This is a genomic window from Kiloniella majae (assembly GCF_002118315.1).
In the GTDB taxonomy this organism is placed as follows: domain Bacteria; phylum Pseudomonadota; class Alphaproteobacteria; order Kiloniellales; family Kiloniellaceae; genus Kiloniella; species Kiloniella majae.
The window spans coordinates 1,156,794-1,179,994 of record NZ_MTSZ01000001.1 but is presented as its reverse complement, the minus strand read 5'-3'; the positions used below and the strand labels follow the sequence as shown (position 1 = coordinate 1,179,994).

Genomic DNA, 23,201 nt, shown 5'->3' with positions numbered 1-23,201 from the left:
GATCGCGGGTAAACTTTTTCAAAACAGTGTTGGTCATTATTTATATAGTATCAGTCATGTGATCTTGTTGCAGCACGCCCTCTGGGACCGCCAAAATATTCTTTAATCCATGGATCTGTTTCTTTTGTTAATTCAGTGATTGTTCCAACTTTTATTTTTTTATCCAATAAAACGCCAATGCGGTTGCAAATGGCGTGTAATGAATCCAGATCATGGGTAATCATAATAACGGTAAGGCCCAGGGTGTCCTGCAGCTTTGCAATCAAAGAATCAAACTGTGCTGCTCCAATAGGGTCAAGGCCGGCTGTTGGTTCATCCAGAAAAAGAATATCCGGGTCAAGTGCCAACGCGCGTGCAATACCGGCTCTCTTTCTCATGCCGCCTGACAGTTCTGATGGATACTTGCTACCGGCTTCAACGGGTAAACCGGCTAATGCAATTTTGAGAGCTGCGACCTCTCGCACAAACTGTGCGGGAAGTTTTGTATGCTCATTGATTACCGCTTCTATATTTTGCGAAACTGTCAGTGAGGAAAAGAGGGCGCCGTCCTGAAAGAGAACTCCCATACGTTGTCTAAGAGAGGCTAGTTCTACTTGTGAAATTTGATCGACATCTTGTCCAAGGATTTTAATTGTCCCGGCGGTCTTTTGATTAAGGCCGACAATGGTCCGCATGAGAACAGACTTTCCGGTTCCAGAACCGCCGACAATACCTAAAACTTCGCCTTTTTTGATGTCCAGATCGAGATGATCGTGAAGGATTTGGTACCCGAACTGATTACGAATGTCTTTGAGGGATATGACAAAGTCTTGGGACTTAAGGCCTTTTGGCATATCTCAAATCCCCATAACAGAAAAGAGAATGGAAAGAAGGGCATCAAGGACAATGACGAAAAAAATTGCCTCTACAACGGATCGAGTGGTTTGTCGTCCGACTGATTCTGCACTTCTGCTTACCTGTAACCCCTCGTGACAGCCGATCAAAGCAATGATAAACGCAAAAATTGGAGCCTTGATCATGCCCACAAAGAAATCGCCCAGGGATGCGGCGTCCTGAAGGTAGCGAATGTATTGGAACAACGATAAGTCCAATGTGATCATGGTCATGGCTGCGCCGCCGAGCAATCCCATTATATCCGCATAAAAAGTGAGCAGCGGTAACACCAGAATGAGACCGAAGATGCGAGGAAGGACTAAAACGTCAATCGGATCGAGACCAATGGTGCGCATGGCATCAATTTCTTCATTGACCTTCATTGTGCCCAACTGCGCGGTGAAAGCACTCCCTGATCGACCTGCAACGATAATGGCAGTTAACAGAATCCCCATTTCTCTCAAAACGCCAACAGCGACGAGATTAATGGTGAATATTTGTGCGCCAAAGCGTTCCAGTTGTCCGGCACCCTGAAAAGCAAGGACAACACCAATCAGGAAGGAAATAAGGCCTACAATCGGAAGCGCATGAATTCCGATCTGTTCCATCTGTGCAATAAGGGGTGTCCAGCGAATACACTTGGGATTGATAAGCTGTTTTCCAAAAGCGTTGAGGACAAGACCCAGAAAAGAGACCAGTTCGCGCCCTTGAGCCATAATCTTGAAAAAGCTTTCACCTGTATCGGCGAGTAGTTTTTTTACGCCCTTGAGAGTGGTTTCGGGGGGGCACTCTTTGATACGGTGTTTTTCTACGGTATCAAGAATTTGCCTGACATGTTTGGGTGCATTCTTAAGCGATGTCTTCTGTCCGCTCGTTTCGACATCATCTTGGTATTGTAGAAAGTAGAGTGCACCAGCTGTATCCATGACCTCGACTGCCGTGAGGTCAAAAATTTGTTCCTTATAACCTGATTTATTCTTATTGGGTGTTTGGGCGATGACGCCTGCAAGCTCTTGCGTTGTCCAGGAACCGGAAAGAGAGCAAGTCAGGGTGGTGTTGTCAGAGGAGAACTTGATTTCCGGTGAAGTCAAATTATCAGTGGCCGCATTTTTGTTTCAATAGGTTACGGAATATATATTAAGCGTTCTTTTCCTAAAAAGGCCAGTTTAAAGAAAGTTATGTGACCTGGTATGTCGAAACCAATTCCTGAACGGCATCTTCACCGGCAATAAAAGCAGCCTCAACCTGTTTTGCATAATCAACATGTAAAAGACGCTTGTTTGACAGTGTTTTATCGTGCCGCCCTGTGCCACCGAGGACATAATCCTTGATCAAGGCAGGTGGTGTCGGAACTATTCGTTGTTCTTCGGGTAATTCTACCTCGGCCAGAGAGAAATATGTTTTGCCGCGGTCTTTTAAGAAATCCACGTCCCATGTCATGCCATCGACGATGAACTTAAAACGAATTTTGGTTACATCGTATTCACGCACAGACCAAAGACGATTAAAATCTTCTTCAGTAATATCTGTTTCGACTTCTATGACGTCATCGTCAACGCGATGCTTGTAAGTGAAGATATAGCGGATGGTTTGGGATTGTAGGTCGTGCCACTCTCGAATACGAGCACCTTTGCGGATGTAGCCCTGTCGTATCTCGACACGAAAACAATCCGAGGCTAACAACTTTGCTTCTAGTTTGCCCTCTGGATCGTGGAGCGCAAATTTATACTCGTTTTCAATTGGCACTATCTCGCCTTTCACCTTTGCTGAGAAGATTTATTACCTTTTTCCAGCTGTGCAAGCCAGAGCAAGAAGTTACTGTCATAATAGTTTCATATTTCTCAATTTTCCTTAAATAACAGTGTAAATATGTCACCTTAATATAACACTTGATGGTTAGTGGGATTGTTGTAATGATCTGCTTACGTTTACGTTTTTTTCGTCTGGTTGCTTACGTTTATGAAATTGTGTTTCTTCCTTGTGTTGATGATCTTCTCATCAACAAGCTTCGGTTTTGCATCGGATGTGCCATTAAAAGCGGTCGTGCTCGCTGAGAAGCCTTGGGGCTTTTATGACGAGTCAGGAGATATAGAGGGTATTACGGTTTCTTATTTTGAGACTTTAGCCACATTTTTGGACGAGCCAATTGAAGTTGTGCTTGTGCCTCGACAGAGACTTATCTGGGGAATGGAAAAGGGTAAGTATGATCTGACTGTTACATTTCCTGAGTATCTATCAGAAAAGTTTGCAACACCTCTGGAGACAACTATTCGGCTTGATAAAATGCTGGTTGGCTTAAAGGGGCTAGAGATCAAATCAACGGAGGATATAGAAGGACTTCGGCTGGCAATAGTCAGAGGCGCAAGTACTGGTACCTGGATAGATCACAATCATTCAATCAAGAAGGTTGAAACCGCAAATTTCACAGAAGCGCTTTGGCTTTTGAAAAAGGGACGAGTGGATGCGGTTACGGCAACAGAATCAGTTATCCACGCATCATTGCCCAAAGTTGGTATGACGCTGGAAGATATCGGAACACCTTATTTTTTGAGTTGTCAGCAAGCCATCCTTATGCTTTCCAATGCTTCGGAAAAAATATCGATGATGCCGAAGATCAAAAAGGCTGCAAAAGATTTTAAAAACAGCCCTGAGTGGAAAGCGTTGCTACTAGACGCAAAAAAATTGGCACCTCATCTATCCCACAATCACAACCACCCTAACTGAAAACTTTCTTAGCAAAGCTATGGCATCGTTTTGGTGCAAAATAAATACTTTGCGAAATCATGGCGCACCAGTAGCGCCACGACTAGGCGGTACTTCGGAAATTAGTTTTAGTTGTAGAATGATAGAACGTCTTGACGGTTATCAAGCTTCGCTTCTTGTGTGTTATCAATGGTAACGAAACGTACTTTGATATATTTGTTCTTACGAGCCGTTTCTTTGGCTTTTGAAGCTTTCCATTTCTTGGAAATTTTCTGACGCCATGCCGCATCTTTTGCTAAAGCTGCCAAGTTTATAGCCTGGCCTTTATTGTCTTTAGGAACAATGAGATCCTGTGAAAAGGCTTGGCTTGAAAGAGAAAAAGACATCAGGATAAGTGACAAGATAAGGAAAGATTTTTTCATTGTAAGAACTCGACGACAGTTTTTAAGGTGATGAACTCGTTTAATTTTGGTGGCTTGATTTTTTATTGGCGATAGATCTAGCAACCAGTGCTGTTTTGACGTGAAAGATCGACGTTTAAACGGCACGACATAAACTTCATTTAGACACGGCATAAATACTGCAATTCGGGCTCCTCTTACTTTATCTGTCTAACTTAGGTTAGAGCATTAATTTACGATGATCTTTACATCTTGAGATAACCCTAGATGATGTGAGGAGGTGTGTGGTGTGATATTTAAAAGACAATCATTTGTTCACAAAATGGCAAAAGAAAAGAGGTGCTTTTGGGAAGAAAATAGTGTTTGATTTAGTTATTAAAAACAGTTGCTTATATCGTTTGGCTTTATAAGTGGCGACGTCTCCCTTAAAGGTATTGTGTCACGTTGTGACACATAATTCTCACAGAATGGCCCTGCTTTATGCTGCCCGATGTTTCTTATAGCTTCTATGTCGTTGCGGCGATTGCCGTTCTTATTACCGGGATTTCCAAGAGCGGATTTTCAGGCGGAATGGGGGCGTTAACTGTGCCTTTGATGGCGATGTTTATTTCCCCCTTCAAAGCCGCCGCGATAATGTTGCCGATCCTGTGCTGTATGGACGTCCTCAGCATCTGGGCATATCGAAAGAATTTTCATCGTAAAAATCTGGTTGTTCTGGTTTTGGGGGCTCTATCGGGAATTGCTATCGGGGCTTTGACTTATAGTTATGTTGATGCTGATGATATCCGGATTTTGCTCGGGCTCCTGACACTGTTGTTTGGGCTAAGTTATTTTGTTGGTAATCAGAAAGAAAAGAAGCAGGCGCGGGCCTCAACATCTATTGGCGTCGGTTGTGGACTGGTCGCCGGATTTACCAGTTTTGTCGCCCATGCAGGTGGCCCCCCGGTCAAGTTCTTCCTTTTGCGACAGAGGTTGGATAAGACGGTTTTTGTCGGAACAAATGTCGCCTTCTTCTTAATTGTTAATCAGGTTAAGCTGATCCCCTATACGTGGATGGGGCAGTTTTCTGCTGAAAACCTGCTACTGTCTCTTCTCTTTGTACCAATTGTGCCCTTGGGTATTTGGTTAGGACTTAAGCTACATAAAATCATTGCTCCCGATTTGTTTTATCAAATCAGCTATCTGATGATGATCTTTGCGGGGGTAAAATTACTCTATGATGGTATGTCGCCGCTTGTTTGGTGAAAAAACAAAAGCTCGATCCGTTTGGACCGAGCTTTTGTTAGGTGTTTGGTAAGCGAGTTAGTCGTATTTACGCCCTAGAACACGCAAACGGCTCTCAAAATCACTCCGATCTACATAGCACCCGCGCAGGTGCCTTGCGCCGCTGTAACCATCGCCAGCTTCGTATGCATTACGACCATGCATGACCCTTCGATTGTCAAAGATGCATAGATCCCCGGGTTTCATTTTGACGGAAATAACAAATCGTGGATCATTAATCAGTACCATCAATTTTCTGAAGGCAAGATAGAAGCTGTCCATCATGCTTTCATCCATGTCGAAAGTATCAACGAGGTGAGGGCTGTACCTCAATTCGACAAGTTGACCGTTCTCATCTGCATTTATGATGGTATTACGCGTACGGATATCGGTTTCGGTATCGTGAAAGCGCATGGGTACCGTAACGGTACTTAGCAAATGAAAAGCTTCCGGATCTGTTTCTCTGAGCTCTTCGATAATTCTGAACCCATCTGCATAGGTTGATTCTCCGCCCCGACTGTCGTTTGCAAGGCAGTGAAGGAACTGATAGCCGGGCGGTATTTCCTGATTGATCAAATCAATATGCAGGGGGAGTGCTTCGGAAGTATAGGCGTTGTTAATGGGGTTTGGTTTTGACTGCACGTCAAAAACGGTTCCGAAATTCGTTTGCCGCAAGAACGAGATTCGATTGGCAACATCTGTTACCCCTTCGTCTGTGCAGGGAACATTACGTACATAGGAAATACCGGATTTTTGGACTGCCTTTAACCAGTTAAAGAGGGCAAGATCATCCTGCATCAGGTCGTTGTAGTCGACTTCATACATGGTGTTTAAAATTTCTGTTCCCCAAGGTACGGTAATAGATGTATCCGTTTTTTTGAAGTCTGGGGAATAGGCGTTCTCATAAAGCCACTGAAGTCGGTATACGCTTTTGTGTGCTCCCTCTGACCACGTAACATAGAGTGTGGTTTCGTCAAAAGTAGCTTTGACGGCGCGAATGTCCGGGCTCACGGTTGTTAGATTGAACAAGCGCTCTTGTGTTGAAGGATGAAAGCCGCTTGGGCAATTGTCACGAAGCCATAGGTAATGGAATGTTGCAATTTTTCCGTCTGACCACCTGATTTCCAGGGAACGTTCTGAAAGGTTCAGTGTTTTTACTGAAACATCAAATTGTTCTTTTTGGGCGAGCGAACTCATTTTCTACTCCATAAATAATTATTCCCACCCTATTACCTCGGGTAGAGAGAATCTGTTGATGATTTAAAAAGAACTTGGAGTAGATCAGGGTGATCGGGAAGTGATTTTATTTGGTGAACCAGTCAGTTTTTTTCAGGGAAAGGTAAAAATGGTGGAGCATTAAATAATAGTTTCAACTTTCGTTGTGTGTAAAATGGCTAAGGTGTTACTATTAATAGAAGAAATTCTAAACAGGAGCCAACACCATGAAAGATGCCAATTCTGTCCTCTCTTCCTATAGTACAACTGTTTTTGAAGTGATGTCCCAATTGGCACTGGAACATGATGCTATTAATTTGGGGCAAGGGTTTCCTGATGAGGATGGTCCTGAAGAGTTGCGGAAAATAGCCGCTGACAGCTTGATGGAAGGACCGAATCAATACCCGTCAATGATGGGTGTTCCGGAACTACGGCAAGCGATTGCGGACCATGATAAACGGTTCTATGGCATCAACCTGGATTGGAAAACAGAGGTGATGGTGACCTCTGGAGCCACAGAAGCGCTGGCGGATTGTTTGTTTGGGTTAATTGAGCCGGGTGACGAAGTTGTCGTTCTGGAACCATCGTATGATTGTTATATCCCTCTGATTAAAAGAGCGGGTGGAATTCCGGTAATTGTGCCCATGTCGGCGCCGGACTGGAAGTTACCGATTGAAGAACTCGACGAAGCCCTTACTCACGAAACCAAGCTGATTATTATCAATAGCCCGATGAACCCGACAGGAAAGGCGTTTCATTGGGATGAGCTGGAAGCATTAGCTGAATTATGCCTGCGGTATGATATCTATGCGGTTTGTGACGAAGTTTATGAACACCTCATTTTTGACGGACGGAAACACTATCCGTTGATCACGCTTCCGGGTATGAGGGATAGAACAGTCCGCATAGGATCTGCGGGGAAAAGCTTTGCGCTCACGGGCTGGAAAGTTGGCTATGTATGTGGTGCGCCAGAGGTTTTAACTCCTATTATCAAGGCGCATCAGTTTACGACCTTTACCACGCCTCCTAACTTGCAAAAGGCTGTGGCCGTTGGATTATCAAAAGACCAAAGCTATTTCGATAGTTTGACAAAAGATCTGGAAGTCAAACGTGACTATTTGGCCAAGGCTTTGGCTGATATTGGCTTTGATGTCCTGCCCTGTGACGGAACCTATTTCGTGACAGTGGATATTCGCGGTGTTCATAGTGGCCGTGATGAAGAGTTCTGTCGTTATATAACCACAGAGGCAAAGGTGGCCGCAATTCCAGTCAGTGTATTCTACGACATTGAAGGCCCCTCCAACTTGGTTCGCTTTTGCTTTAGTAAGCGCATGGAAGTCCTTGAAGAAGCCGTGGACAGATTAAAGAAGGCCCTGTCGTAGTTTCCTGAGGTTAAAGTTGTCAGAGATCTTCGGCTTTTAGAGGATCTCTTTCAATATTTTTGCCATACCTTTGATGCCGTCGGAAATTTTTTCTTCGGGCGTGCCAGCGAAGCCGATCATGAAGCCTTTTCGTTTCAACGGGGTCATGCAGTAATAGTCCAGATTGTTCACGGCGTAACCTGCGGCCCGTAACGTCTGTTCAACTTGTTCTGGGTCTGCATGATCCGGAAGCCAGGCGTTACAGTGAAACCCTTGTTCTACCGGATTTATTTCGACCAAACCTTTGAGGTGTTTTTCTGCCGCTTCAATAAGAATTTGCTGACGTTGGTGATATATCCGGCGCATTTTCCGCATGTGTGTTGCGAAGAAGCCTTCATTTATAAAATCGGCGATGATCTGTTGAGTAAGCTTGGGGGTCGAACGCTGCAAAATGGTTGAGGCGTGGGCAAAATCTTCTGCCATTGATTTGGGAACAATCATGTAACCCAGCCGAAGACCGGGATAGAGTATCTTGGTGAAGGAGCTGACGTAGAGAACACGCCCGCCCTTATCCAAGCCCTGTAGAGCAGACAGGGGGCGCCCCGTGTATCTGAATTCACTGTTATAATCGTCTTCAAATATCCAGGTATTGTTTTGCTGTGCCCATTCCAAGAGCTTGATGCGTCGGGTGAGGGGCATACGATATCCCAGAGGATGCTGACTTGACGGCGTTACATAAGCAAGGCGTGCCGGCGTGTTTTTAGCTTCTTCCGGGCAAAGATCGGGGTTGAAACCATGTTCATCCAAAGGAACAGGCACGACATTGGCACCTGTTCCCTCAAACACACAGCGGGCTGCTGTGTGACCGGGATCTTCCATCCAGACTGTATCGCCGGGATCAAGGAGGAGTTGACTTGCAAGGTTCAGAGCAGATTGTGTTCCAGAGGTAATAATGATTTGCTCGGGCGTGCAACGTACAGAACGTGATGTTTTCAGATAACTTGAGATTGCTTCTCGTAAAGGCATGAACCCACCACGATCTGCATATGTTAGATCGTCGTTGGATGGCTTGCGTTGATACCGGTTGGTCAGGCGAGAGAAAACATCATGAGGTAATAGTTCGTATGCGGGTTGGCTGGGCCTAAAGGTGTAAATGTCCTCTGGTTCATATTGATGGGGGAGTTCCGAATATCTAAGACCTCGATTTGAAAGCGTTAAATCAGGATCTTCTTCGAAAGAATCGGGGTCGTCATCACTGGCAGTTTGGTAGAAATCTGTCATTGCTGATAAACGATGGGTTACATAAGTCCCGGCACCCCGACGTGTTTCCAGAAAACCTTCGGAAATCATTTGCTCAATTGTATTGATAACCGTTGTTCTGGAAATTTCCAGCTCTGTTGCTATTGTTCTGCTCGCTGAAAGCTTGGTTCCGGGAGGTAAGTCACCGGAAAGAATAAGCTTTCTGATCCCGCTGTAGAGTTGTCTGTAAAGCGGGGTCTGTGATGTCGGGTCCAGTTTAATGCCTTCTAGTAAGGCGCCGGATGCAAATTTAGCCATATTCGTGAACTTAATATAAAATTGGTCTGCTTGGGTGTCCAATAATGGATCTTAAAGTGATGCCACTATCTGTGTAGTATTTCCAAAACAACAAAGCCGCAAGCAAAACCGTGTAAAAGCGGAATTGCAAACAAAGTTCAATGTCACTGTAATACACGCCCTGTAGGTGTGCATTCACGATAGGAAAATGTTCATTCTGAACATTGAAGTCAGACTTGGAGAGCTCTTGTTCGGTGAATAAAAGGTCCTTCTGGGGGCTAGAACGCATTCGAACATGCGCATTTATAAACACGGAGGTTTTTTATGATTAACACGAAAGCCAAGCTTTCGCTTAAACAGGCAATTCTGGGTGTAACTGCAATCGCAGGCCTTGTATTTGCTGGTCAGGCACACGCAGAAGAACTACGCCTTCTTACCTGGGGTGGTTATGCACCTGAATCTGTTGTTAAGCAGTTCAAGGAAGAAACTGGCATCGATGTTAAGGTTACTAAATCTAACAACGAAGAAATGATCGCAAAGCTTCGTGCAACTGGCGGTGGCGGTTTTGACCTTGCTCAGCCTAGCCAAGACCGTATTTCTGGTGCGCAGGCCGAACATAGAATTTACAAGCCAATTGATCTTTCTAAAATCGATTCTAGCCAGTTCATCGGCTCTATGCTTGAAGCAACAAAGACAAACACGACCTATAAAGGTGATGTTTACGGTGTGCCACACGTATGGGGTACAAGTGGTCTGGTTCTGAACACAAAGCTTGCTAGCACGGTTAAAGATTATACTGATCTTTGTAATGATGCGGTTGCGGGTAAAGTTTCTTACCGTCTAAAACGCCCAACGCTGATCGGTTTTGCTTTTGCTCTTGGTCATGATCCATTTGCTGCATATGGCGATAAAGCAAAATACGAAGAAATCATGGGCGATGTTGAAAGCAAGCTCATTTCTTGTAAAGCAAATGTGAAAACCTATTGGGAAGGCGGCGACGCACTTCTTAACCTTGTTCGCTCAGGCGAAGTTGTTGCTGCCATGGCCTGGGATACAGGCGGATGGAAGCTTAACAACGATAATGCAGACGTAACTTTTGTTGCGCCTAAATCTGGTGCTCTTGGTTGGATTGATACTTTTGTTCTGCCAAAGAAAACTGAAAACGAAGCTGCTGCTTACAAGTGGATCAACTTCGTAATGCGTCCTGAAGTTGCTGCTCAGATTACCGCTGCTGCTGGTAACTTTACAGCATCTAAAGGTGCTGATGAGCACGCTGATGATAAACTGAAAGCTCAGTTCCAGAGTAGTTTCCCTCAGGCTGATCTTGATAATATCAAATGGTACCCGACTGTACCGCCAGGGCTCGAAACTATCGAAGGTAAAGTTCTGGATCGTGTGAAAGCTGCTTCTTCTAACTAGGAAGAGCGTGTCATACGGTGCATAAAAGGCAACCCCCGGTCTTGTATGAGATCGGGGGTCCTGCCATCAGCGGCTTGATAAATGTTTCGTCGCTAAAGTCCTAATCTCGGGGGACTCTAAAGCCCGGCATAAGAGGTCGATAGACCTGATAAAACACAACGTCCTTTCGTAGGTAAATAAAGAATATGAGCAATCAATTGGATCTTGAGTGTCGCCAGCTGGTGAAATCTTTTGGGAAGTTTACAGCGGTTGATAATGTGTCTTTGGAAATTCCAAAGGGATCTTTTTTCTCAATACTCGGTCCAAGTGGCTGTGGTAAAACCACTCTTTTACGTATGCTTGCCGGTTTTATTGAACCGACAGCCGGTGACATTGTCATCAAAGAACAATCAATGTTGGGGGTTCCCCCGAACAAGCGTCCTGTGAATATGGTTTTCCAACACCTCGCACTATTTCCCATGATGAACGTGGCTGAGAATATCGCCTACGGCTTGAAGCGTAGAAAACTGCCGCAGGCTGAAATAGATAAAAAAGTTGCTGATGTGCTGGAACGGGTAAGCCTGCCAGATGCGGGACCAAAGGATGTCACACAGCTCTCTGGCGGGCAACGTCAGCGCATCGCAATTGCACGTTCCCTTGTTCTTGAGCCAGCTGTTTTGCTTCTTGATGAGCCATTAGGTGCTCTCGATTTGAAACTGCGCGAACACATGAAAGTTGAGCTGAAACAGCTTCAGCATGAAGTTGGAACAACCTTTGTCTATATTACCCATGACCAGTCTGAAGCCTTGGTGATGTCCGATAATGTTGCGGTCATGAATGAAGGACGGTTTGAGCAAGTCGGATCCCCGCAGGACCTTTATTATAATCCCAAAACGGCTTTCGTCGCCGGGTTTGTTGGTGATTCAAATCGCTGGAGTGGGCGGGTTGATTCCCTTGATAATGGACAAGCCTTGGTATCGCTTGACGATGGTGGTGTAATTGCCGGAATAACAGGAAATGAGAGGGTGCTTAATGCTGGTGACAGAGTAGAGCTCTTTGTACGTCCTGAAGCGATTACCATTGAGCGAGACAGCTCTGCGCAGACAGGTGCTCATATTGAAGATGGTCAGAATACGCTGTCCGGGATCGTCGAAAACCTTCTCTTTGACGGCGCGAACAGTCGCGCGCAGGTGCGCGATCAGCAAACAGGCCATCAAGTAACTGTATCATTACCGCAAACAGGTGCTTTCAGTGATCTCAAATCTGGCGAACAGCTTCGTCTGTCGTGGGGTATTGATAAAGCGCGCGCCTACGTATCCCAGACGGGTACGCCTCAGGCTGGTCTTGGTGAGGAGCAAGCAGCATGAGTACACTCCAGATGGTTTCTGGAACAGAAAAGAGCACAACAATCCCGATGATTAAGCTTGGGACTTTCCTGTTGATGCTACCGCTTTTACTCTGGCTGTTCCTGCTTATTATTTTACCGCATCTCGATCTTTTGACTGTTTCCCTACGCGAAAAGTTGGGGTATCGGGAATATGCTTTCAGTTTTCAGAACTATATCGAGTTCTTTACCGAACCGCTTTATTGGAACACCTTTGTTCGTACAGCTGTTATGTCAATTGTCGCAACAGCGATCACATTGGTTGTCGGTTTCCCAGTGTCTTATTACATTGCCAAAGTTCTTAAAGGCAAAAAGCGTAACCTGCTATTTATGATGTGCTTGATCCCCTTTTGGGTTTCGGAGCTTGTCAGAACTTTCGGGTGGATGATCTTGTTACGTGAATCCGGTGTAATCAGTAGTTTTCTGCAATGGGCTGGCTTGGTTGATGGTCCTGTTGAGTTGCTCTATAGCGATGCGACGTTGATGGTTGGTTTGGTTTATACATCCATGCTCTTTATGGTCGTTCCGCTGGTTTCTGTGCTGGATACACTGGATGATAGTCTTATCGAAGCCGGGTATGATCTTGGTGGCAGCACGTACTCTATTCTGCGCGAGATCGTTATTCCACATGCAATGCCGGGGATCGCATCGGGCTGTATTGTTGTCTTTATGCTGACGCTGGGGAATTATCTGACGCCGACGCTTCTTGGTGGGAAAGATAGCCTGTGGTTTACCGAGCAAATCTATAACCAGTTTATCACACGCTTTAACTGGGAATCTGGTTCTGCCTTTGGCTTCCTTCTTTTATTCCTTTCATCTGCGATTGTTTTTGTCGGCTTGAAATTAAGTCGCCAGACACTTGCTGATACTGTGAAATAAGGAGCGTTGATATGATACCGTCTCTTCCTCAGTCAAAGTTCAGCACCCGTCTTTATGCGGCTTATATAACGCTATTTTTTATATATCTGGCGGCACCGCTTGTGGTTGTTGGTGTCTTTGCATTTAACGACAGTCTGTTCCCGTCCATGCCATGGAATGGTTTCACCTTCGACTGGTTTATTGGCACAGAAGATTCCCGTATCGGGGTCTTTAATGATGGGCAACTTTTGGAATCAATTGGCTACTCCGGTTTTATCGCAATTTGTGTGACGCTGCTATCCGTCTTTGTCGGGACCTGTAATGCGTTTTTGTTCGAGCGCCATACCTTCCGGGGGAAAAATATTCTCTATATTTTTGCCCTGATGCCATTGGTTATTCCGGGGGTGATCTTGGGAATTTCGATTTTGATTTTCACCAACTCGATTGCCAATGGTGTAGAAGATAGTTTTGGGCTGGATCTGGACTTCCTGCGTCCGGGTTTGTTTATCGTTATTATGGGGCAATTTGCTTTTGTAACCACGATTACCACATTGGTGATTTCCGCCCGACTTCGCAAGTTTGATACCAGTTTGGAAGAAGCCGCCCTGAATTTGGGCGCAACAAAATGGGAAGCGGTGAAGACCATCACGTTGCCATTCCTGAAGCCTGCAATGATCGGGGCGGGAATTGTTTGTTTCCTTATGTCTTTTGAAAACTTCAACACGACCCTGATGCTGGTGGGATCTGACTCTCCTTTGACAATCACGATGTTTGATCGCCTGAAACAAGGATCAACCCCTGCATTGAATGCTGTGTCGTTGATGTTGATGGTCGTATCGGGTGTTCTGGCTCTTATCTCTGTATTTGTGCAGCGGGATAAAAAGGTTCCAGACAGTGAGTAATATGTGGTCCTGAGAGAGAATGAAGAGATTGCTCTTCAGGTTGGCCACAAGAGTTATGCGTCGTCCGATCCGAAAGGTTGACGCATAAAAAGGAAGTTGCTCTTCGAGTAACTTACCCCACAGACTTGGCCGGGCTTTTTAGCCCGGCCTTTTTTTAGTAGTGTTGCAAGCTATGAATTACTTTCTGAGTGGCTTTTTTGTGGCAGGCCTATTATGCTGCGTTCTGATACTTGTTGAAGGCTTGGGGACTGATTTTTAACAAGTGTATAATTTGTATTTTGATAGAGTTTTATTTAACTAAATCAGGCAAGTGGATTAAGTGGGGGCTTGGTCGCATGTCTCGATCAAGAATGTATTAGAAAGTATCAGTCCATGGTCGTGCCGTATCGCCCACTTGTTCAAAGCTCATTGACTTCTTGTCGATCTCATTCCGAGAAAAGTACTGTTAGAGCAAAAAAATCAGATCATGAAATTAGTCGCCGTCATCTTTTAAAAGGAACGATTGGTCTTGCCGGGATCGGCTGCGCAACATCCTTTCTTGCATCTCCTTCTCTTGCATCTCCGGCCATTAGCACAGAGCAGGAACTAGAAGTCTTTTCCTGGCAGGGATATTTCAGCGATGAAATGATCTCTGAGTTCAAAAAAGACACTGGCATTCAAATTTATTTAACGGAATACGAGAGTAATAGCGAAGCTCTGCTGACTTTGAAAGCGACCAAGGGACGGGGATTTGATCTCGTCTTTCCATCTTCGTCCTTTTTAACAAACTGGTATCTGGCTAAAGACCTCTTACGCCCGATTGAAGAGGAAAAGTTAGATTTTGATCTCATCCATGGCAGTATTTTGAAGAATGCTGAAAGTATGGGAACGATATACAGGGGGCGGCGGTATGCACTGCCTTTTGCATGGGGCTGTGAAGGGATCGTGTTTGACAGCCTTCTGCGGGACTACCAACCGGGCGAGCTTTCGTGGGGTGATCAGTGGTCATTTGAAAACAAAGGTTTTGTCGCAACACGTCCTGAATCAGCGCTGACATCAATGGCATTAATGCTGGATGGTACGGGGGAGCGCCTGAATTCAGCCTACGTTAACGAAGATCTCGCCCGACAAGTTCTAGGTGAAGCGCTCCTTTTTGCTCAAGAGCACAAGCCACATGTTCGCCAATTTTGGATGGATACAGAAGGTTTGGCTTCTGCCTTTACGCTAAATAACTGTGTCATCGGGCAGGGGTGGGGCGGTGCAGCGCATACACTATGGAAACAGACAACCAGTCGATTTAAATTTTTGGCCCCGAAAGAAGGTGCGCTTGCCTGGCTGGATACGCTTGCTATTCCCGAAGGTAGTCAGAATGTTGATCAGAGTTATGAGTTGATCAACTGGTTGCTTTCTCCCAAGGGGGCGGGAATGTTTATGGCCTATTCCGGGTATAACTCTGCTGTCAAAGATGCCCATGAAGAGCTGGATCTGGCAGCTCAAGAACGCTTCAACTTCTCGTATGACGAAGGTGAGGCTATTGATGATCTTTATTGGCTCAAGCCGGAACCAGCCTGGTTCAAAGATCTGCGGGCTGTTTATATCCGCAAATATAAAGAAGCCTGATCTCATTTTTTGTGTTGTTAAAAACGAGAGAAGTCATCGCTGTATAAATTGAGACATATATGACTGATAATATGGTGTATACTGCTCAAACGATAAACTGGTTTGAAGGTACTTCTATCTTGGGATGACAGCGTATTTGAAATTTTATGTCATAAAGAGACCTAATAAAGTCGTTTTTGTATAAATAATAGAGGGTTTGCGATCTATACTGATTATGTAATGCACAGGGAAAAGGAATTGTGACATGGCGAATATCATTATCCTTACAGTTATTGGCTCTGACCGCCCCGGATTGGTTGATGACCTGTCCACGATGGTGAATAAACATGGTGGGAATTGGCTGGAAAGCCGGATGACCAGACTATCCAGTAACTTCGCCGGTATTGTCCGTGTTTCAGTTCCTGAAGCTAATCACAAAGCGCTTGAGCGCGATATTCAGTCTCTTGGCTGTGCAAACTGCCAACTTATTATCGAGCAAGAAGCAAAAGCTGGTTCTGACGAGACATTGCGTGAACTTAGTTTGGAGATTATCGGTCCGGATCATCCCGGAATTGTTCAGGATATTTCCCATGCTCTGGCAGAGAAGAAAATCGGGATCAATGAAATTTCGACGGACTGTCAAGATGGTGCAATGTCTTCTGAGAGAATTTTCAGTGCCGAGATAAATATAGCCATCCCGACTTCTGTTCCTGTTGATAGTATTCGTGATCAGTTGGAAGAACTGGCGAATCAGTTGTTTGTCGATATTACGATGGATGATTTGCAAGGAACTGTGACACGAATTTAAACTTCCTTACGCTCGGTAATCAGAAAAGACAGTCAAAAATTGGTTCGGAAAGCTCCAATGATATAAAGAATCAAGGGGTTTCTGGAAGCAACCAGTTTATGGCTGTCTTTTTTTGTTTTTCCAGATACGCATTTGCTTTTGAGAAATGTTGATTACCAAAAAATCCACGATGTGCACTTAAAGGCGAAGGATGTGGCGATTGCAGAACGAGGTGCCGTTCTCTATCAATGACAGCCCCCTTTTTTTGTGCGTAACTTCCCCACAGCATAAAGACCAAACCGTCATGCCGGTGATTAAGCGTTTCAATTATCTTATCCGTAAAAAGTTCCCAGCCACGCCCTTGATGAGATCCGGCTTTGTTTTGCTCTACGGTTAATACTGAATTGAGTAATAAAACACCCTGTTCGGCCCACGAGTTCAGATACCCATGAGACGGTTGATGAATACCGAGATCCTGTTCCATTTCCTTATAGACATTTTTGAGGGAAGGGGGGAGAGGAACATCAGGCCGAACAGAAAAACATAAGCCATGGGCCTGCCCGGGGCCGTGATAGGGATCTTGCCCTAAAATGACGACCTTCACTTGATCTATCGGTGTTAGATCAAGTGCCTGAAAATACTCATTTCCCTTGGGGAAGATAACTTTTTTGCTGTCTTTTTGCTGTTTCAGAAAGGCTTTCAGATTTCGCATATAGTCTTTGCTAAACTCAGAAAACAGAGCTTCTTTCCAGCTTGGGTCGAGCTTGATGGTGTCTGATGTTGTACTCATCACTGATAACTCATCACTGATATAGGAGATCTCTATCGTTGATTATTATTTCAGCTTTCCTGGCCAGCTTCATGCAGTAGTTTTTCCACATCCAGGCGTTTGGTATGTTTAAAAAATTCTTTCGCAATGGGAGAGCTAGGCTCTCTTTTTGCGATAATCATGCCGATTTTGTTCACAAGTCTTGGCTCTGACAACGGGATGGCAACGACACCTTCCAAATTTCGGAGAACATGAATCAAGCTGATGGGGACGATGCTGGATGTGTTGCCAAATCGCGTTTCATGAAGCAGCTGTGTGATAGAGTTGGTTTGTGTATGTGGCGTGACAAAACAATCGAGTTCTTCAAAGGTTTTATCAATAATGCGCCGGTACTGCATATCCCTTGTTAATAGGCTAAGCGGCAGCTCAGCAGCTTCCTGCCATGTAATTGTCTCTCTGTCTTTTAAGGGGCCGTCTGCTTTGTGAATTAGGGAATATTCTTCGTGATAAAGTTCGTGGCTTTCGACGTTGGTGCTGAGCTCATTACTCAGATAGGTGACGCCGACTTCAAGATCGAATTTTTCCAGACCCAACTGTATTTCTGAGGAAGAGAGGGACAGAATTGAAACTGTTATATTAGGGTGCGCTTCGCAAAAAGGGTTTTTGATAAGTGACATCATCGGCATCGCCGATGGAATGGCGCCAATACGAAGGTGGCCTGCCAAGCCTTTGCTCATTTGACTCAGCGATTGCTTTAGGGTGCGGGCTTCGGCAAGAATGCGCTGTGCAATTGTGACAACCAGTTCACCTTCCGTCGTTAACCCCTGAAAACTGCGCTCTCGCTTGACGATTGGAACGCCAAGTTCGTTTTCCAGCTGTCGAATTCTGGCGGAAAAGGCGGGTTGTGAAATATTACAGTTTTTGGCAGCCCGTCCGAAATGCTTTTCGCGCGCCAGCGCACAGAGTAGTTCCAATTGGCGCAAATCCAAGGTAGTCACCTCCTGTGGTGCAGTAAGTTTTATTGTTTTGTTATTCTTTGAAGAACTACGGCGTGCCGAATTCCTGACATAAGGATATATATAACATATCCCTAGAAGATATAAGGGGATATGTTTTGAAAGCCATTCATCAAAGCGTCAATGTCATATAACTTTGGCGACATGAGTGGATTATTTTTTTATTTCCTTGCCGGTCATCAGGCTTGGCGTTCCAAGAGGAGATGTCATGCCAGATTTCATCATGAAATGACGCAAGGGGGCAAAGTTCCGTACTGCGGATAAACCAAGATCTCGTACCTTGTGCAGAATGGCGCTGTCATTGGAGGCAAATCGGTTAAGCCCGTCTGCAGCTGCCAAGCGGGTGAAAACATCAAAGTGTCTGGCGCGGTCATAGTCTTCGAGCAACTGAATGTCGCCGAGGTCGCTTCTTTTATTGTTTTGATCAATTAATAGTTCGGCAAGAACAGCGACATCACGCAAACTCAAATTGAGCCCTTGAGCTGCAATCGGGGGCAGGGCGTGTGCTGCTTCGGCGATCAACGCAAAGCGTTGGTCGTGAAAGGAGTTGCTGAGCATGGCAGATATGGGGAAGCCACCCCGTTTTCCAAATAGCTTAACGGTTCCCAAGCGGCCTTTGATTTTCTCTTTCAGCGCCTTGGTAAAGCTTTCATCATCTTGTGCGAGCAGCTTTTTTGCCAACGCGGTTTCTTCTACCCAGACAATGGAAGATCGTTTGCCCATCATGGGGACGAGTGTGAAGGGACCGGCGGGATAATGGGTTTCCGTGGAAATATTTTGGTGAGGTTTACTGTGTTCGATATAACAGGTGATTGCGGTCTGTGGATAGGGCCATGACATGGATTTAATGCCAATGGCTTTACGGCTTGGGGAGTTTTTCCCATCTGCGCCAACTGTTAGCTCTGCAATAGATTGCTGTCCATTGGATAGGCCAAGTATATAGCCATTTTCACTACTCTCCAGTGTTTCCATCTTCGTTGAGGTCAGGTGCGTGACAGAGGGAAGTTCGCTTAGTCTGGTACATAGCACTCTTCTCAACACAGCATTGGGGACATTGAAACCAAAGGGGCTATCATTTATTTCCCGGGAATCAAAATCTGTTGAACTGGGGTATTTTTGTTTTCCCCGTGGCAGGTTAACAATTCGCATCACTGATAGTGCTGTGGCGTATTCTTCACACCCGGCCCAGGCACCACAAGCATTCAGCAGATTGATAGAGTTTTGAATCAATGCTGTTGTACGGTTATCTTTTGCATCTTGATAAGGGTCCTCCGGTAAGGGAGGCTCAAGATCGACCAAGAGAGTTTTTATATCCGCTGCTCCAAGTGCTGCGGCCAAGCTTAATCCGGCCAATCCTCCACCGATGATCTGAACCTGATTTGCGAGCATTACGGGAGAATTTTGGTCGGTCATTGTCTCTGGTTACACCTGTGCTGAATGCGGAAGGTATTATTGTGTATCTGAGGTACTCCCAAAGTAACAGTGGTGCAAGGCGTTGTCTTGTCACAGTTCAGAGATTTTTTCAGGATAGGATAAAAAAATGGAGCCACTTGCAATCAAGAGCTCCATTTTTCTTTAGGTTTGGTTATGTCGCGTTAGTCGCCAAGCAAACCTTTTAGGGCATCTCCTGCTCCATCAGCAGCATCCTTTAAGCCTTCACCTGCACCTGAAGCGGCATCACCGACAGTATCTGTCACAGTCGACGCACCACTGGCAGCACCTTCAGAAAGGTCTTGAACACGGCCTTTTACGTCTTTTGCAATACCTTCAAGATCAACAGATCCTAAAGCGCTGGTAATATTCTTCGTAACAGCGCCAAGGGTAGCTTTCAAAATAACATCGGGGGTCGCACCGTTACCGCCTTTGCCAATGTCTTTGAGGTGTATGTTTGGAAGATCAACATCAATTGTCTTGTCGCCAAGTGGCGCTGCAGCAACAGAAACTTCACCATCGTTCAGGTAGAGGTGCTCTACGATGAATTTGGGGCCGGAATCTGATGCGCTGTCACTGTTGTTATCTGAATTACTGCTCGATTGAGCGTTTTCATTAATTGTGTCGATATTGCTTTTCTGTGGACCAACTTCATAGGTGATGTGTGGCGCCTTTATACGTATTTCGTTAATTACCACGACGTCGCTGGCGATGGACGCCGGATCGACTTTAATCGTGATTTCTTCAAACTTAAAAGCGTCGCTTGATTTGAAACCTTTAGGGTTGCTCATAAGAAAGCCGGAAAGGCTCCCTTCGCCGGTAGTCGGTGATATAGAGACATTGTTCAGTGTGACTTCTGTCTGGGTCATGTCCGAGGCAACGCTTTCAACGGCTGCTTTGACGATTGAATCCAGAGAAGAGTAGATGAAGATGACGCCAGCAACAATCAACACAGCGAGTGAGATGAGTGTAATACCAGCAATTTTGATGGTCTTGTTCATTTTTCAGGCTTCCCCGAGGTTTTTGCGATACGGCACTTAAACATTTGTCACGGTGAAAATCTATAGGTAGATGCCGCAAATTGGTGTCATTTCTGAGGGAATTTGGCGTGAATCCATATAAACGTAGAGATTTTTATGTAGTAAATATGGTTAACGCTTGAAGTAAAAAGGTTAATTAAAATAAGTGATATCGAGAGAGCGTTTCGAATGCTTTTTGCCTGTTGCAATTTTATCACGAGGCATTTTCTAAATAAAAATTGTTAACGTAAAGAATTCATATAAAAACAAACTATTTTCAAATAGTGTTTTTTATCAATTGTTTATGTTTCTGGAGAGTATTTTTCTCTGCGGTCTCATTTTTATCACAATAAATAAAGCTGTGTTTCATTGGGTAACATAGGGACCATGCGAAAGATGCATGGCTGAATATTTTTTATTTAAAGTAAAATTAAATTCTTTATAGTAATTAATGTTTTTATTTCATGTATTCATGAGGATTGTAAGTAGTTTTAGGCGTTTTTGTCTCTAATTCATGATAAATATTTCTTTGACTCTTGATGTTAATCTCTTGTAAAGATTTGGGCGTGACAAGCGACATAGGGTTGTTTGTTTTCAATTCATCCCCATATCGGGGTACGCTCACAATGAGACAGGCTGTGTGGGCACGGGCTTGAAGAAGCTGCTGAAGTGATAAGCTGAGGTACTTAAATGAGACGTGGTTTACAACAGATTAGACGGATAGGGTATCGGCTACGTGGCCAATTCCGTAATCATTGGTATGGTTTTTCGTCATTCTTGTTTGCATTGGTTATCAGTGCAGGGCTAATTGCGCCTGAAGCGCAGCAAAATGCCCAAGCAGTACAAGTGGCGGAAGATGATTTCATTTCCCCTGTTGATGTTAGGCCCCTGGCGCGTGATTACGCTGTCTTGCCTGAACTAGAGCGTCGTCGTCCAACACCGGCGAGTTATGACACTGAACTAGAGTGTCTGGCGCAGAACATTTATTTTGAATCCCGTAGTGAAAATACAAGTGGTAAACGCGCGGTGGCGCATGTTGTACTTAACCGTGTGGCAAGCGACAGATTTCCGTCAACTATTTGTGGTGTGGTTCAGCAAGGTGGATCTTCGCGCTTGAACAAGTGCCAATTCTCTTGGTGGTGTGATGGCAAGAAGGACGAAATTAAAGATCAGGCATCTTGGGAAGAAGCCCAAAAGCTTGCTCGCTATGTATATTGGGGTGTTTCCAACGATGTAAGCGAAGGTGCACTTTGGTACCACGCTGATTATGTAAGCCCTAAATGGCGAACTGCTTTTGATGAGGGGCCGACAATTGGCCGGCACATTTTCTATCGTGAGAAAACAGATGATCTCGAAGTTGCTTCTCTTGAAGTGAAGTGATTTAACGTTGTAATCGAGATGTTAAAAAGCGCCAATTTTCATGGCGCTTTTTTTGTGTCGGAATGATACTTGTTTATCGTTACTTATTGTGTCTCTTGAGCTTCGAAAACTTCTTTCGCTGTATTTAATCCATTAATAGCAGCAGGTAACCCGCCATATACGGCCATCTGCCAGATCGTTTCAGCGATTTCTTTTTTACTGGCCCCGCTTCTGAGGGAATGCTCAATATTAATTTTAAGCTGGGGGGCTGTATGCCCGCCTAAGACCGTTAGCGCCGCGATGGTGCAAAGCTGTCTGGTTTTTGCATCAAGGCCCTCGCGGCAGTAATGGCGCCCGTAGGCCCATTCAATAAGGCTTTCTGACATATCCGGGACTAGCCCGTCGTATCGTTCGCCTAAAATTTCTTCGAGATTTGGGGCGAGGTTTTGTGCTGCATAATCACGCCCTTTTTGTAATGCGGATTTATCCATTTTTTAATTTTCCTTTTTTAATAAGCCTTTGGTCTGAACTTTAGCTTCCAGAGGAGAGCTTGTTTTCAGACCGTCACGTTCCATTTCTTCGTAGAGGTCAATTTTGTAATTTAATAAATTCAGACAATCTGAAAGCTCGTCTATTTTTGCGCTCACAATATCCCGTCTGTCTTCGAGCATCTTGCGGCGTTGATTTGCTGTTTCAGGCCCCATTTCTCGTAAAGCAGCGTATCGGGCCATGTCTTTAACCCCCATTCCGGTGGCACGGAGCTTCTTTAGGAAGGCAATCCAGTCCTTAATTGATTCCTGATAAACACGTCGGCCTCCTTGATCTCGTGTCGGATCTGGGATCAGACCGATTTTTTCATAGTAACGAAGAGTATCTATGGAGAGACCGCTCTGGGTTGAAAGCTCGCCGATATACATAATTTTTCCTACGCTCGTTTTGTCGTGAGTAGAGGTGTCCACTTCCTTTAGCTTTTCAGAACTACATGTATGTTCTTCTATACTTTGAAAGCGGATAAATCAGATCGTAAATGCTGGAGTGCGCTCTAGGTCAAGGGCATTTTTTATGAAATGTATTAAAAAATGTCAGAAGCCAGTTTATGAGTTGAGTGAGAGAATGATTTAAGAATCAAGTTTATGGTCGTCGAGAATTTTTGTCTGACGCTCTTTTTGCGCTTTGGAAATTTCTTTTTCAACTTTTGTTCGGCCAAACTCAACACGGTTATCAGCAGCCTTTGCGGATTTTTCTTTCCGGGCCTTGTTCTTGCGAGCTTGCTTTAGATTGATAACATTGTTCATGGAATAACTCTGCCTTTTGTATGTGATGTGATCAGATACAATTTCCTGTCATT

23 protein-coding genes are annotated in these 23,201 nt (G+C 44.8%); 10 read left to right on the top strand and 13 right to left on the bottom strand.

Translation table 11 applies throughout. From position 1 onward, the window contains the following. Positions 1–50 precede the first annotated feature (50 nt). The 3 genes from BKB51_RS05540 to BKB51_RS05530 form a co-directional block, all read right to left on the bottom strand. Complete coding sequence (locus BKB51_RS05540) at positions 51–833, bottom strand: ABC transporter ATP-binding protein (RefSeq protein ID WP_085900057.1); 783 nt, start codon at positions 831–833, stop codon at positions 51–53. A gap of 3 nt (positions 834–836) precedes the next feature. After that, the gene (locus BKB51_RS05535) at positions 837–1,964 is read right to left on the bottom strand and encodes an ABC transporter permease (RefSeq protein WP_218043953.1); all 1,128 of its coding nucleotides are present in this window, start codon (positions 1,962–1,964) and stop codon (positions 837–839) included. An 85-nt stretch (positions 1,965–2,049) separates the two neighbouring features. Continuing rightward, positions 2,050–2,619, bottom strand: a complete 570-nt coding sequence (locus BKB51_RS05530; RefSeq protein WP_085900056.1) for a CYTH domain-containing protein — start codon at positions 2,617–2,619, stop codon at positions 2,050–2,052. A gap of 213 nt (positions 2,620–2,832) precedes the next feature. Between BKB51_RS05530 and BKB51_RS05525 the strand changes: the two genes are divergently transcribed. After that, a complete protein-coding gene (locus BKB51_RS05525) occupies positions 2,833–3,597 on the top strand; it encodes a substrate-binding periplasmic protein (RefSeq protein ID WP_085900055.1) in 765 nt (254 codons plus the stop codon). Between the two features lie 107 nt (positions 3,598–3,704). Here BKB51_RS05525 and BKB51_RS05520 read toward each other — a convergent pair whose 3' ends face one another. After that, positions 3,705–3,998: a hypothetical protein gene (locus tag BKB51_RS05520; RefSeq protein ID WP_125911797.1), complete on the bottom strand. Its 294-nt coding sequence runs from the start codon at positions 3,996–3,998 to the stop codon at positions 3,705–3,707. A gap of 459 nt (positions 3,999–4,457) precedes the next feature. Between BKB51_RS05520 and BKB51_RS05515 the strand changes: the two genes are divergently transcribed. Then, positions 4,458–5,222, top strand: a complete 765-nt coding sequence (locus BKB51_RS05515) for a sulfite exporter TauE/SafE family protein (protein ID WP_085900053.1) — start codon at positions 4,458–4,460, stop codon at positions 5,220–5,222. 57 nt (positions 5,223–5,279) lie between these two features. Here BKB51_RS05515 and BKB51_RS05510 read toward each other — a convergent pair whose 3' ends face one another. Next, positions 5,280–6,437, bottom strand: coding sequence for a TauD/TfdA family dioxygenase (locus tag BKB51_RS05510; protein ID WP_085900052.1), 1,158 nt, complete (start codon positions 6,435–6,437; stop codon positions 5,280–5,282). Between the two features lie 245 nt (positions 6,438–6,682). Here BKB51_RS05510 and BKB51_RS05505 point away from each other — a divergent pair, with 245 nt between their 5' ends. Next, positions 6,683–7,837: an aminotransferase gene (locus BKB51_RS05505; RefSeq protein WP_085900051.1), complete on the top strand. Its 1,155-nt coding sequence runs from the start codon at positions 6,683–6,685 to the stop codon at positions 7,835–7,837. Positions 7,838–7,873: 36 nt separating this feature from the next. Here BKB51_RS05505 and pdxR read toward each other — a convergent pair whose 3' ends face one another. Next, positions 7,874–9,373 (bottom strand): MocR-like pyridoxine biosynthesis transcription factor PdxR, encoded by a 1,500-nt coding sequence (gene pdxR, locus BKB51_RS05500; protein WP_085900050.1) that lies wholly within the window; start codon positions 9,371–9,373, stop codon positions 7,874–7,876. A gap of 303 nt (positions 9,374–9,676) precedes the next feature. Here pdxR and BKB51_RS05495 point away from each other — a divergent pair, with 303 nt between their 5' ends. From BKB51_RS05495 to BKB51_RS05470, 6 genes are all read left to right on the top strand, one after another. Beyond that, on the top strand, positions 9,677–10,771 hold the full coding sequence (locus tag BKB51_RS05495) for an extracellular solute-binding protein (RefSeq protein ID WP_085900049.1): 1,095 nt from the start codon (positions 9,677–9,679) through the stop codon (positions 10,769–10,771). A 185-nt stretch (positions 10,772–10,956) separates the two neighbouring features. Continuing rightward, positions 10,957–12,117, top strand: coding sequence for an ABC transporter ATP-binding protein (locus BKB51_RS05490; RefSeq protein ID WP_085900048.1), 1,161 nt, complete (start codon positions 10,957–10,959; stop codon positions 12,115–12,117). Next, positions 12,114–13,013, top strand: a complete 900-nt coding sequence (locus BKB51_RS05485) for an ABC transporter permease (RefSeq protein ID WP_198946639.1) — start codon at positions 12,114–12,116, stop codon at positions 13,011–13,013. The genes BKB51_RS05490 and BKB51_RS05485 overlap by 4 nt, the downstream gene beginning before the upstream one ends. Positions 13,014–13,024: 11 nt before the next feature. Then, positions 13,025–13,894: an ABC transporter permease gene (locus tag BKB51_RS05480; RefSeq protein ID WP_085900047.1), complete on the top strand. Its 870-nt coding sequence runs from the start codon at positions 13,025–13,027 to the stop codon at positions 13,892–13,894. Positions 13,895–14,266: 372 nt separating this feature from the next. Then, on the top strand, positions 14,267–15,493 hold the full coding sequence (locus BKB51_RS05475) for an extracellular solute-binding protein (protein ID WP_085900046.1): 1,227 nt from the start codon (positions 14,267–14,269) through the stop codon (positions 15,491–15,493). Positions 15,494–15,737: 244 nt separating this feature from the next. Then, entirely contained in the window at positions 15,738–16,280 is a 543-nt protein-coding gene (locus BKB51_RS05470) for a glycine cleavage system transcriptional repressor (RefSeq protein ID WP_085900045.1), read from the top strand. 70 nt (positions 16,281–16,350) lie between these two features. On the opposite strand, the gene ung is transcribed toward BKB51_RS05470, so the two are convergent. From ung to BKB51_RS05450, 4 genes are all read right to left on the bottom strand, one after another. Further along, a complete protein-coding gene (gene ung / locus BKB51_RS05465; RefSeq protein WP_085900044.1) occupies positions 16,351–17,049 on the bottom strand; it encodes a uracil-DNA glycosylase in 699 nt (232 codons plus the stop codon). 50 nt (positions 17,050–17,099) lie between these two features. Further along, the gene (locus tag BKB51_RS05460) at positions 17,100–18,017 is read right to left on the bottom strand and encodes a LysR family transcriptional regulator (RefSeq protein ID WP_125911796.1); all 918 of its coding nucleotides are present in this window, start codon (positions 18,015–18,017) and stop codon (positions 17,100–17,102) included. 180 nt (positions 18,018–18,197) lie between these two features. Beyond that, positions 18,198–19,457 (bottom strand): FAD-dependent monooxygenase, encoded by a 1,260-nt coding sequence (locus BKB51_RS05455; protein WP_085900042.1) that lies wholly within the window; start codon positions 19,455–19,457, stop codon positions 18,198–18,200. A 182-nt stretch (positions 19,458–19,639) separates the two neighbouring features. After that, positions 19,640–20,476 (bottom strand): DUF748 domain-containing protein, encoded by an 837-nt coding sequence (locus BKB51_RS05450; RefSeq protein ID WP_085900041.1) that lies wholly within the window; start codon positions 20,474–20,476, stop codon positions 19,640–19,642. Positions 20,477–21,184: 708 nt separating this feature from the next. Between BKB51_RS05450 and BKB51_RS05445 the strand changes: the two genes are divergently transcribed. Beyond that, the gene (locus tag BKB51_RS05445) at positions 21,185–21,874 is read left to right on the top strand and encodes a cell wall hydrolase (protein ID WP_085900040.1); all 690 of its coding nucleotides are present in this window, start codon (positions 21,185–21,187) and stop codon (positions 21,872–21,874) included. 83 nt (positions 21,875–21,957) lie between these two features. Here BKB51_RS05445 and BKB51_RS05440 read toward each other — a convergent pair whose 3' ends face one another. The 3 genes from BKB51_RS05440 to BKB51_RS05430 all read right to left on the bottom strand — a co-directional run bounded on the left by BKB51_RS05440 (position 21,958) and on the right by BKB51_RS05430 (position 23,148). Beyond that, positions 21,958–22,344, bottom strand: coding sequence for a carboxymuconolactone decarboxylase family protein (locus tag BKB51_RS05440; RefSeq protein WP_085900039.1), 387 nt, complete (start codon positions 22,342–22,344; stop codon positions 21,958–21,960). 3 nt (positions 22,345–22,347) lie between these two features. After that, positions 22,348–22,770 carry a MerR family transcriptional regulator gene (locus BKB51_RS05435; RefSeq protein WP_198946638.1) on the bottom strand — a complete coding sequence of 141 codons (423 nt, stop codon included), beginning with the start codon at positions 22,768–22,770 and terminating at the stop codon, positions 22,348–22,350. A 201-nt stretch (positions 22,771–22,971) separates the two neighbouring features. Beyond that, a complete protein-coding gene (locus tag BKB51_RS05430) occupies positions 22,972–23,148 on the bottom strand; it encodes a DUF4169 family protein (RefSeq protein WP_085900038.1) in 177 nt (58 codons plus the stop codon). Between the last annotated feature and the right edge of the window lie 53 nt (positions 23,149–23,201).